The organism is Nocardia farcinica, assembly GCF_029867845.1.
Lineage (GTDB): Bacteria > Actinomycetota > Actinomycetes > Mycobacteriales > Mycobacteriaceae > Nocardia > Nocardia farcinica_A.
The window spans coordinates 1-10,701 of the sequence record NZ_JARWRU010000067.1 but is presented as its reverse complement, the minus strand read 5'-3'; the positions used below and the strand labels follow the sequence as shown (position 1 = coordinate 10,701).

6 protein-coding genes and 2 pseudogenes are annotated in these 10,701 nt (G+C 73.0%); 2 read left to right on the top strand and 6 right to left on the bottom strand.

The window, feature by feature from the left end; translation table 11 throughout:
- Positions 1 to 171 precede the first annotated feature (171 nt).
- A complete protein-coding gene (locus QH283_RS01105) occupies positions 172 to 1,419 on the top strand; it encodes a hypothetical protein (RefSeq protein ID WP_280501151.1) in 1,248 nt (415 codons plus the stop codon).
- A 158-nt stretch (positions 1,420 to 1,577) separates the two neighbouring features.
- Here the strand turns inward: QH283_RS01105 and QH283_RS01100 are convergent, their stop codons facing one another.
- Together QH283_RS01100 and QH283_RS01095 are read right to left on the bottom strand one after the other, a co-directional pair.
- The gene (locus QH283_RS01100) at positions 1,578 to 2,684 is read right to left on the bottom strand and encodes an MFS transporter (protein WP_280501150.1); all 1,107 of its coding nucleotides are present in this window, start codon (positions 2,682 to 2,684) and stop codon (positions 1,578 to 1,580) included.
- The gene (locus QH283_RS01095) at positions 2,681 to 3,742 is read right to left on the bottom strand and encodes an LLM class flavin-dependent oxidoreductase (protein WP_280501152.1); all 1,062 of its coding nucleotides are present in this window, start codon (positions 3,740 to 3,742) and stop codon (positions 2,681 to 2,683) included. Before QH283_RS01095 ends, QH283_RS01100 begins: the two co-directional genes overlap by 4 nt.
- 314 nt (positions 3,743 to 4,056) lie before the next feature.
- Between QH283_RS01095 and QH283_RS01090 the strand changes: the two genes are divergently transcribed.
- Positions 4,057 to 5,619: a serine hydrolase gene (locus QH283_RS01090; protein WP_280501149.1), complete on the top strand. Its 1,563-nt coding sequence runs from the start codon at positions 4,057 to 4,059 to the stop codon at positions 5,617 to 5,619.
- A 9-nt stretch (positions 5,620 to 5,628) separates the two neighbouring features.
- On the opposite strand, the pseudogene atzF reads toward QH283_RS01090, so the two are convergent.
- The 4 genes and pseudogenes from atzF to QH283_RS01070 all read right to left on the bottom strand — a co-directional run.
- A pseudogene (gene atzF, locus QH283_RS01085) lies at positions 5,629 to 7,308 on the bottom strand (allophanate hydrolase); the annotation flags it as partial.
- 37 nt (positions 7,309 to 7,345) lie between these two features.
- Positions 7,346 to 9,283 (bottom strand): 5-oxoprolinase/urea amidolyase family protein, encoded by a 1,938-nt coding sequence (locus QH283_RS01080; RefSeq protein ID WP_414689700.1) that lies wholly within the window; start codon positions 9,281 to 9,283, stop codon positions 7,346 to 7,348.
- Between the two features lie 195 nt (positions 9,284 to 9,478).
- Entirely contained in the window at positions 9,479 to 10,096 is a 618-nt protein-coding gene (locus QH283_RS01075) for an urea amidolyase associated protein UAAP2 (protein ID WP_280501147.1), read from the bottom strand.
- Positions 10,093 to 10,701, bottom strand: a pseudogene (locus QH283_RS01070) (DUF1989 domain-containing protein); the annotation flags it as partial. The gene QH283_RS01075 and the pseudogene QH283_RS01070, both read right to left, overlap by 4 nt.

Sequence of the window (10,701 nt, the reverse complement as noted above, 5' to 3'; positions counted from 1 at the left end):
TCCCCTCGCTGGCGCCCGGGCAGCTGTGGCACACCGACCGCCTCGCGGGCCGGCCCGCCCGGGTGAAGGGGGGGGCGTTGCGGTTATCGCGGGGCGGCCCGTGCCCGGGCCGGGGGGCCCCGCCGATCCCCGCCGTGGTTCCGTACGTCCGTCCAGCGATCGAGGAGCGTCATGGCTGTTGTGAACGTCTGGGGTCCGCTCGGTTCCACCGTGGACGCGGTCTGTCCCGAACCGCCGGAGCCGGAGGAGATCTGGCCGCTCACCACGGGTGCGGGCGGTACCGCCTGGGTGTACCCGAGCCCGGCGAGCCGGGGCGGGCTGGTGCGTCCGGTCGTGCTCGCCGACGGCTTCGCCGCAGGGCGCAGCAGCCTGGCCGAACTGTGGGCAGGGTTGGAGGACAACGGGCGCTATAGGTTCGTCAGCGCGCTGCACGCGATCGGCCGTGACGTCGTGTTGCTCGGCTTCGACGACCGTGCGGCCTGCCTGCTCACCAGTGCCGAGACCGTGATCGAATGCCTCGGCGAGGTGCTCGCCGAGCGGGTCGGCGCCGCGCCGCTGGTGGCGGGCGGGTTCGGCACCGGCGGGCTGGTGGTGCGCTACGCGCTGGCGCGGATGCAGCGCGACCCCGCCCTGCCCGATCCCGAGACCGGGCTCTACCTGTCCTACGACACCCCGCACACCGGCGCCTGGCTGCCGGTCTCGTTGCAGGCCTTCGCCCATTTCGTGAAGGAGAACTGGGGGATGCACAACCCGCTGTTCGCTCGGTTCTCCGAACTGGTCGACAGCCCCGCCGCCCGGCAGACGGCGCGCTGGCATCTCGGCAAGATCGGCGACCGGCCTGGCCGCGGCATCGAGCGGCTGAACTTCCTGGACGAGCTGGCGGCGGTCGGGCAGTGGCCGCGCGACATGCGTCGGGTCGGTGTCGCCAACGGCGTGCGCACCGGCGTGGGCAACGGCATCGACCCGGACACCGCCGCGGTCAGCGGTTACGGCGAGGTGCTGACCGAGGCCACCTTGTTCACCCAGGACACCGGGGAGCGCGTCGTGGCCACCCTGCACTGCGCCGACCGCCCCGCCGTCGACGTGTACGCCGGCGGCCTGCCCGATATCGACGGCGCCCCCGGCGGCCTGTTCCCCGAGAGTCCCACCGCGCCCGGCAGCTTCGGGCTGGCCGCGATGCTCATGCGCATGCTCGGCTGCGAGGAGGTCGACCGCCGGTATTCCACCTGCTGTTTCGTACCGACCGTCAGCGCGGTGGCCGCGGGCCCGATCGACGACCCCGACGTCCTCTACCGCGAGATCCGCGACCAGGACAGCGAACTCGACGCCTTCGCCTGCGCGAGCGGCAACGAGGGACACACCACCATGACCGAGGAACTCGGTTCCTGGCTGGTCGAACAGATCGACGCCTGCCCCTGACGGCCGGGAGATCAAGCGTCGGATTCCGGGCGGGACCGCCCGTGCGCGTCGACGAGGATCGTCTCCTCGACGCGATCGGGCCCGCACAGCGGGACGAGGGCGGCGGCGGCCAGGAGGGTGGCGGCGCCGATGACGACGAGGAAGCGCCAGTCGGCGAGCTAGGCGGCGGCCAGCGGCGTGCCCGCGCGGGACGCGGCGACGGGGACGGTCATGAGGGCGAGGATGCCCGCGAAGCGGGCCACGCCGAAGGTGTCGGCGACGATGGACGGGCGGGCGACGACGCTGACGCCGAGGCCGAGGCCGAAACCGGCCACGCACAGCAGGGTCCACGGGACGGAGGCGCCCGCCAACGGCATGGCGATCAGGCCGAGGCCCTGCACGGCGAAGGAGAAGGCGGTCACCCGGGTCATGCCGAAGCGGCGGGCCAGCGGCGCCAGCGCCATACGGGAGACGACCTGTAGCACGCCGACGGCGATCGGCATGGCGGCGGCGGTGGTGGGGGCGTGACCGACGTCGCGGAAGTAGGCGACCATCATCAGCATGAAGGCGGCCGTCGCGCCGCTCTGGGCGACGAAAGCGACAACGAGCAGCCAGAACCGGGGACTGCGCAATGCGCTGCCGACCGGCTCCCCGCCGGCCGCGGTCGCCCGGCCGAGGTGGGCCGCGCGGTCGGGCACGGCCCACAGGTGCAGCGGCACCGCGACCGCGGCCAGCACGGTGGCCAGCACCAGCAGGGTGGCGCGCCAGCCGATCAGCGTGTCCAGCCAGCCGGTCAGGAAGGTGAAGAAACTGGTGGCCAGGCCGCAGATCATGGTGACGGCCACGATCGCGCTGTCACGGCGACGGCTGTCGACCGCGACCACCAGCACGGCGAAAGCCGCCTCGTAGGTGGACATGGCCAGCGCCAGGCCGACGAGTCCGAACGCCAGGTAGAGCTGACCGAGGTTCTGGGCCTGGGACCACAGCAGCACCGCGCCCACGCCGACGGCCGAGCCGGTCGACATGAGCGCGCGTCCGCCGTAGCGGTCGAGCAGCGCGCCGACGGGAACAGCCGCGACCGCGCCCATCAGGGTCGAGATGGTCGCGGCCACCGCCACTTCCGTGCGGGTGGCGTTCAGCGCCTCCGACAGCGGGACGAGCAGCGCGGTGAACGCGTGGATCAGCGCGCCGTAGGCCACGGTGTTGGTGGCCGCGAACACCGCGATCAGCCTGCGCCGACGGCGATCGTCGGCGCGGCTGCCGGGACAACAGACGGGGTCGCTCATCCGCGCAGCAGCGGCAGCAGTTGCTCGCCCTGACGTTTGATCTCCCGCAGGTACGGGGTGTCGGACAGGACGAAGTGGGTGATGCCGAGATCCTGGTACTTGCGCAGCGACTCGGCCACGTCCTCGGGCGAGCCGACCAGCCAGGTGGTGCCCGCGCCGCCACCGCCGACCCGGCCGGGCGCGGTGTAGAGGTTGTCGTCGAGCACGTCGCCGCGCTCGGCCAGCTCGAGCAGGCGCTGCTGGCCGACGGCCGTGCGGCGCGAGCGGTTCTGCTCGGGGCGGTTCTTCGCCAGCTCGGCCACCTTGGCCTCGGCGTCGGCCCAGGCCTGATCGGTGGTGTCGCGCACGAAGGTGGTGATGCGCAGGCCGTATTCGAGCGGGGGATGCTCGCGGCCGAGCTCCGCGCTGAGCGCCTCGAGTTTCTCGATGCGCTCACGCACGCCGTCCAGCGGCTCGCCCCAGAACAGCTGCACGTCGGCTTCGGTGGCGGCCACCCGCTGGGCAGCCTCGGAGGCGCCGCCGAAGTACAGCTTCGGGTGCGGTCTGCCCGCGCGCGGCACGATCCTCGGCTGCGCGGTCGAATCCTTCACCCGGTAGTACTCACCGGTGTAGGTGACGTTCTCCTCGGTCCACAGCTTGCGCACGATCTGCAGGAATTCCCTGGTGCGCGCGTAGCGGTCGGCCTGGGCGCCCTCGGCGTCGCCGTAGGCCTCCAGGTGGTCGGTGCCGGAGACGATGTTGATGCGCACCCGGCCGCCGGTCAGGTGGTCCAGGGTGGCCGCGGCGGTGGCGAAGTTCGCGGGCTGCCAGTAGCCGGGGCGGATGGCGATCAGCGGCTGGAAGGTGGTGGTGCGCGCGGCCAGGGCCGCGGCGACGGTGAAGGTGTCGGGACGGCCCCAGCCGGTGCCGATGAGCGCGCCCTGCCAGCCGTGTTCCTCGAGCGCCCGCGCGTGCGAGGTGAGGGTGTCGAGGCTGTTGTGGTCGGGGGTGAAGGTGTCGTCGCCCCGGTGTCCGGGTTCGACCTGATTGGGGATGTACCAGAGAACTTCGGGGCTCATCGAGGGTGCTTGCTGAGTCGTCATCGCTTCTTTCCTCCGCCGTGACCGACGCGAGAAGTATCGACCGGGAATTCGCTCCCCCCTCGGGATCTCGGCCGGGCGGCGGGACGTGAAAACCGCCGGTGAACAGCGGCTATCGGAAGCGGCAGGCAATAAAATCCCGCAGATTCGAGTGCCAGGGACACGCACGCGCCACGAACCGTACCGGCCGGTGTGCCGGGGTTACGCTCGGGAGGGACACCCGGTCGTGTGTCACAACCCAGGAGGTGTGGCTCGTGCGAAGACGTGGTTGCGGGGTTGTCGCGGGATTTGTGGTGGCGGGGCTGGTGGCGGGTGGTTGCACGGTGGGGGAGGACGGTGCGGACAGCCCGGCGCCGCCCTCGGCCTCGACGCGACAACACGAGGTGTCGCCGAACGCGGTGGCCGGGGTGGCCATCCCGGAGGGGCAGATCGACCGCGCGGTGGGCGAACTCGATCGTCTGGCCGGTGAGCTGATGGCCGACTCGGGCATCCCCGGCATGGCCGTGGCGGTCGTGCACCACGGGGAGGTGGTGTACAGCAAGGGATTCGGGGTGCGCGATGTGACCACCGGGGAACCGGTCGGCGCGTCCACCGTCTTCCAGCTGGCCTCGGTGTCCAAGCCCCTCGGCGCCACGGTGGTCGCGCGCCGAGTGGGTGCGGGCGGGGTCTCGTGGGACACCCCGATCCGGGAGCTGACACCGGATTTCGCGCTCGCCGACCCGTACGTCTCCGATCACGTGACGGTGGGCGACCTGTACGCGCACCGCTCCGGCCTGCCCGATCACGCGGGTGACCTGCTCGAGGACCTCGGCTACGACCGGACCCAGGTGCTCGAGCGGCTGCGGCAACTGCCGCTGGCGCCCTTCCGCGATTCCTACGCCTACACGAACTTCGGTCTCACGGCCGCCGCCGTCGCGGTCGCCGAACGGGCGGGCACCGACTGGGCCACGCTCGCCGAGCGCGAGCTCTACCAGCCGCTCGGCATGAACGACACCAGCTCCCGCTACGCCGATTTCGTGGCGCGCCGGGATCGCGCGGTCGGGCATGTGCTGGTCGACGGCGCGTACCGGCCCGCCGACCCGCCGCGTGATCCCGACCCGCAGTCACCGGCGGGCGGCGCGAGTTCCTCGGTGCGTGACATGGCGCGCTGGCTGGCCATGCTGCTCGGTGACGGCACATTCGAGGGCGCCGAGATCGTCCCGGCGGCCGCGTTGCTGCCTGCCATCAGCCCCCAGTCCGTCTCCGCCCCGCCCGCCGACCCGGACAGTCGCGCCGGCTTCTACGGGTACGGCTTCAATGTGGGCACCTCCGCCGCGGGACGGGTGGTGCTCGGCCATTCCGGCGCGTTCAATCTGGGCGCGGGCACGGCCTTCACCGCGATCCCCAGCGCCGAGATCGGCATCGTCACCCTCACCAACGCCGCCGCAACCGGCATTCCCGAGACACTGAACGCCGAGTTCGCCGACCTGGTGCAGTTCGGCGAGATCCGCGAGGACTGGCGCGAGCTCTACCGGCAGGCCTTCGAGCAGATCGACGCGCCCTCCGGCGAACTCGTCGGCAAGGACGCCCCCGCCGACCCGGCGCCCGCCCGGCCGCTCACGGAGTACGCGGGCAGCTACGGCAATTCCTTCTTCGGCCCGGCCGCGGTCGAGGTGCGCGACGAGGAGCTGGTGGTGGTGCTCGGCCCGGCGCGGACGACGCTGCCGCTGCGGCACTGGGACGGCGACACCTTCGTGTTCACCCCCACCGGCGAGATGGCCGACCCGGGCACCGTCTCGAAGGCCACCTTCGACGGCGACCGGCTGGTGCTCGAGTACTACGACCGCGACGGGCTCGGCACGTTCACCCGGACCTGACGCCGGTGCTCACACCGCGTGCGCGGCCAGGGCCGCCTTCCAGCCGCCGAACGCGCTGATGTCGGTGGCCCCCTCGGCGGCCGTCCCCTCGCAACCGAAGCCGGTGACCCATGTCCCGTCCGCCAGCTCCACCGCCCCCAGGTGCATGGGGGCGGGCAGGGCGGCGAGGAAACGGCCGAGCGCGGCCGGGGACAGCAGCCAGCGTTCACCGGCGACGGCCACGCCGGTCTCGGCCTCGCCGACCCGGGTGACGGCGGGCTTGGGCGGGGTGGTCTTCAGCGCGCCGAGACGGTAACGCGCAGCCGTGCGCACCGGACCTGCCCAGCGGGCGCCGAGGTCGGTGAGCTGATGGGCCAGCGGCTGGTCACGCAGGTGCGCGCCGAAGACGACGAGTTCCTGTACGGGCGCGACCCGGGCGGGCCAGGCGGAGGCGAGCGGTTCGGCCGTCGCGGTCCCGTTCGGCACGAGGGCGGCGATGTCGATGGCGACGGCGTCGTCGAAGGCGAGCGCGAAGACGGTGACGCCGAACTGCGCCCCGCCCGCGGTCCCGGCGGGCACGGCGACCGCGCACAGGTCGAACAGATTGCAGAAGTTGGTGTAGGTGCCCACGCGGGAGTTCACCCGGATCGGGTCGGCGGCGACCTCGGCGATCGTCGGCTGGAACGGGGCGGTGGGCGCAAGCAGCGCGTCGGCGCCGTCCAGGCTCGCCATGGCCAGACCGCGCAGGCGTTCCAGTTCCGCGAGGTCGCCGACCAGGCGGTGGGCGGGCAGGTCGCGGGCGGCCCGGATGATCGCGCCCACCGTCTCGTCGACAGTGGCCGCGCCGACGGAGTCCACATCGGCTGCCGTCGCGTCGGGGTCGACGAATTCGCCGACGGCGCAATAGCGTTCGGCCACCAGCGCGCCCTCGTAGAGCAGCTTCGCCGCCGCCAGGAAGGGGGCGGGGTCGACGGTCACGATCCGCACGTCGCGTTCGCGCAGACCCGCCACCGTGCGGTCGAAGGCCGTCAGCCACTCGGGGTCCATTTCCGGCAGATGATCGAAGATGGCCACCGTCGGCTGGGGCGGGGCGGCCAGGCGGGCGTCGGCGGGCCACGGCCTGCCTGCCGCGCCCTCGGCCATCACACCCATCGCCCGGTCGGCGGTGGCCAGGTCGGCGGCGAAGACGGTGACACAGTCGTAGGAGCGGCAGGCGGGCACCACGCCGTCGGTGCGCACCACACCGACGGTGGGTTTGATGCCGACGAGTCCCTGGAAGGCGGCGGGCACGCGGCCGGAACCGGCGGTGTCGGTGCCGATCGCGATATCGGCCTCGCCCAGGGCGACGGCCACCGCCGAGCCGGAACTCGAACCACCGGAGACGTATTCGGGTCTGCGGGCGTCGCGGACCGCGCCGTAGGGGGAGCGGGTGCCGACCAGGCCGGTCGCGAACTGGTCCAGATTCGTCTTGCCGGTCACCACCGCGCCCGCCGCGCGCAGGGCGGCCACCGCGGCGGCGTCGGTGCCGGGCACGTAGGCGTAGCCGGGGCAGCCTGCCGTGGTGGGCAGGCCTGCCACGTCGACATTGTCCTTGACGGCCAGCCGCAACCCGGCCAGCGGGCCGGTGGCCGCGGCCAGTTCTGCGGCCACCTCGTGCTCGGGCCGTCGGTGGATCCACACGCTCATCGGTTCTCTCCCATCGGTTCGCCGGAGGTGGTCACCACCGGCGCGCGGCGCGCATCGCGCACTACTGGTCTCCGCTCAGCTCGCCGGAGCTCTGCCAGGACTGCCGTTCGGCGGCGAAGGCCTCGGCCTGCCTGGCGCGGAACTCGCCGATCGAGTCCGCGTTGTCGGCCAGGAAGCGGCGGTACTCGGCGAGGCGGAACTCGCCGTCCTCGGCACGCAGGGCGCCACGACCGGCGGCGGTGTCGGCGCGCAGGTCGAGCAGTTCCTCCGCCGACACCGGGTACCAGCGGATGCGGTCGAACCAGCGCAGCAGCCACGGGTCCTGTTCGCCGGGGGCGCGGTGGTTCCAGACCTGGGTGGTGCGGCCGACGAACTGGTAGCCGCCTGGGCCCTCCATACCGTAGACGCACAGATAGGCGCCGCCGATGCCGACCGCGTTCTCCGGGGTCCAGGTGCGGGCCGGGTTGTACTTGGTGGTGACCAGCCGGTGGCGCGGGTCGGTCGGGGTGGCGACCGGCGCGCCGAGGTAGACGTCGCCGAGCCCGAGCACCAGGTATTCGGCGGCGAAGACGGTGTCGAAGACGTCGGCCACCGAGTCCAATCCGTTCATGCGGCGGATGAACTCGATGTTCCACGGGCACCAGGGCGCGTCCGAGCGCACGCCGTGCATGTAGCGGATGATGGCCTCGCGGGTGGCCGGGTCGTCCCAGGACAGCGGCAGGTGCACGGTGCGGCTGGGCACCACCAGTTCCCCGGCCCGCGGCAGCGCCGCCTCGGCGTCGGCGAGCAGGCCGAGCAGGCTCGACGTGGACAGCCGGTCCGGGTCGACGCGCACCTGCAGCGACCGTACGCCCGGGGTGAGTTCGGTGATGCCGGGCTCGCCGCGCTCGAGCAGGTGCTGGTGCAGGGCGTGTACACGGGCGCGCAGGCCGAGATCGAGGGTCATCTCGCCGTATTCGACCAGCACGCCGTCGTCGCCGGCGCGCCGGTAGGTGATGGCGGTGTGCTCGTCGGCCTCGCCGCGGCCGAGCACGCCGTCGTCGCCGTCGCCGCCGGGGGAGAGCACGACCGGCCAGTTCGCGCGCCGGGCGGAGCCCAGTTCGCGCGGTGAGGCGGCGTGTTCGGCGCGGACCGGCACGAATCGGACCGTGTCGCCGGGGGTGAGCTGGCCCAGCTTCCAGCGTTCGGCGGCGACCACGGTCACCGGGCAGACGAAGCCGCCGAGACTGGGGCCGTCCGGGCCGAGCAGGATCGGGGTGTCGCCGGTGAAGTCGAGCGCGCCCACCGAGTAGGCGGTGTCGTGGATGTTGGACGGGTGCAGACCCGCCTCGCCGCCGTCGGCACGGGCCCAGCGCGGTTTCGGGCCGACCAGCCGCACACCGGTGCGGTCGGAGTTGAAGTGCACCTCGTAGTCGGTGGCAAGGATGGTGGCGACGTCCTCGCGGGTGAAGAATTCCGGCGCGCCGTGCGGGCCCTCGGTGACCGCCAGCTCCCAGTGCCGCGCGAAGGCAGGACGGTCGTCGGCCGGGACCGCGGTGGCAGGCCTGCCGTGGTCGGCGGCCAGCGGCAGCACGTCCTCGGCCCGCAGCGCCGCACCCGTGCCGCCGCCGAAGCCACCGAGGGTGAACGTGGCGGCGCTGCCCAGGTAGTCGTCGATCGCCAGCCCGCCGGCGACGAGGATGTAGCAGCGCATGCCCGGCCCGCGCACCGCACCCACGTCGAGCACCCCGCCCGCCTGCACCGTCACCGGCCGCCACTGCGGCACCGCCACCCCGTCGACCCGCACATCGGCGGGCGCGCCGGTGACACACACCCGGGTCGCGACCGTGAACCGCAGGGCGGGACCGGCGAGCGTGCATTCGAGCCCGGGCGCGCCCTCGGCGTTGCCGAGCGCCCGGTTGCCCAGCCGGAAGGACAGATCGTCCATCGGCCCCGACGGCGGGACGCCCACGTGCCAGTAGCCGATCCGGCCCGGCCAGTCCTGCACCGTGGTCAGCATGCCGGGGCGAAGCACCTCGCATCCGCCCGCGGCGGCCGGGTGCGCCTGCGCGCGGGCGGCGGGCCGAGGCACGGCGGGAGCGGCGCTCCCGGTGGCCGGTGCGGCGGGGACGGTGAGCGCCGGGGACGCGGTGGCGGTGAGGGTGATGCCCGGGTTCATGACGGGGCCTCCGTTCGAGTGCGGCGGGACAGCGGGTCAGCGCGTGACGACCATGCGCACCGGTGTCGGGTCGAAACCGTTGCAGGGGTTGTTGATCTGGGGGCAGTTGGAGACCAGCACCAGGGTGTCGGTCTCGGCGCGCAGGGTGACCTTCTTGCCCGGCGCGGACAGTCCGTCGACGATGCCGAGGGTGCCGTCGGCCTCCACCGGCACGTTCATGAACCAGTTGATGTTGGACACCAGATCCCGCTTGCCCAGGCCCCATTCGAGGGCGGCGGTGAGGAAGTTCTCCACACAGGCGTGCTGGTGGCGGGTGTGGTGACCGTAGCGCAGCGTGTTCGACTCCTGCGAGCAGGCGCCCGCGATGGTGTCGTGGTTGCCCACCTCGTCGGCGACCACGGTCATCAGGGAGGTGCCGTTGTCGGTGAGCAGCACGCTGCCGGTGGTCAGGAAGATGTTGCGCTGGGCGGTGACGGTGGCCTGGGCGCTGTAGCGGTCGGTGTGGTCGGCGGCGTTGTAGAGCAGGCAGTCGACCGCCTGATTGCCGTGCAGGTCGATGATCTCGAGCTGGTCGCCCGCCCGGACCACGGCCGACCACGGCGCGCAGGCGGGCACGGTCTCGTCGAGGACGACGGTGCGGGTCATGGCGCTCATGCGTGGATCTCCTTCGTGCCGGTGGCGATGTGGTGCGCGGCGGCGGCCCAGGCCTCTTCGGTGTTGTGGACGGCGCGGCGGTATTCCGGGTCGGGGTTGTGCTCGGCCGCCAGGTCGGCGGGTGCGCGCCAGGCCACCAGGTCGAGATCGGTGACCGGGCGGTCGTCGAGCGGGTGCTCGGCGGCGGCCACCAGCAGCGTGACCGGCAGGTGCACGATCAGATCGACCGTGGCGCCTGCACCCGCGCCACCGGTGGCGGCCAGCCCGCCCTCGGCGGGCCCCCCCCCGCCCGCCCCGTAACAACGACACGCGCGGCGCGACGGCGCGCGGCTCCAGACCCTGCTTGGCCGCCGCCAGCCGCAGCGCCCGGCGGGCTCGCGGGCTCGGCCCGCACAGCGCGTCGTGGTGGCCCGACCGGTCGGCGATCACGGTGGCCAGCACCCGGCCCTGGTCCGACAGCAGCGGGTGGCCGGTGCCGAGATAGGCCTGCCAGGGCACTTTCACGGTGTCGGCGACATTGAGCCGCTCCCAGGGCGCGTCGGCGCGCAGCAAGAGCAGGTGGGCGCAGGCCGCGCCGTCGGGGTCGCCGAGCCGCACCCTGGTGC

Bases quoted from the DNA above. Each gene is read 5' to 3' on its own strand.
- QH283_RS01105 (WP_280501151.1), top strand. From the start codon at position 172: ATGGCTGTTGTGAACGTCTGGGGTCCGCTCGGTTCCACCGTGGACGCG.
- QH283_RS01100 (WP_280501150.1), bottom strand. From the start codon at position 2,684: ATGAGCGACCCCGTCTGTTGTCCCGGCAGCCGCGCCGACGATCGCCGT.
- QH283_RS01095 (WP_280501152.1), bottom strand. From the start codon at position 3,742: ATGAGCCCCGAAGTTCTCTGGTACATCCCCAATCAGGTCGAACCCGGA.
- QH283_RS01080 (WP_414689700.1), bottom strand. From the start codon at position 9,283: ATGCTGACCACGGTGCAGGACTGGCCGGGCCGGATCGGCTACTGGCAC.
- QH283_RS01075 (WP_280501147.1), bottom strand. From the start codon at position 10,096: ATGAGCGCCATGACCCGCACCGTCGTCCTCGACGAGACCGTGCCCGCC.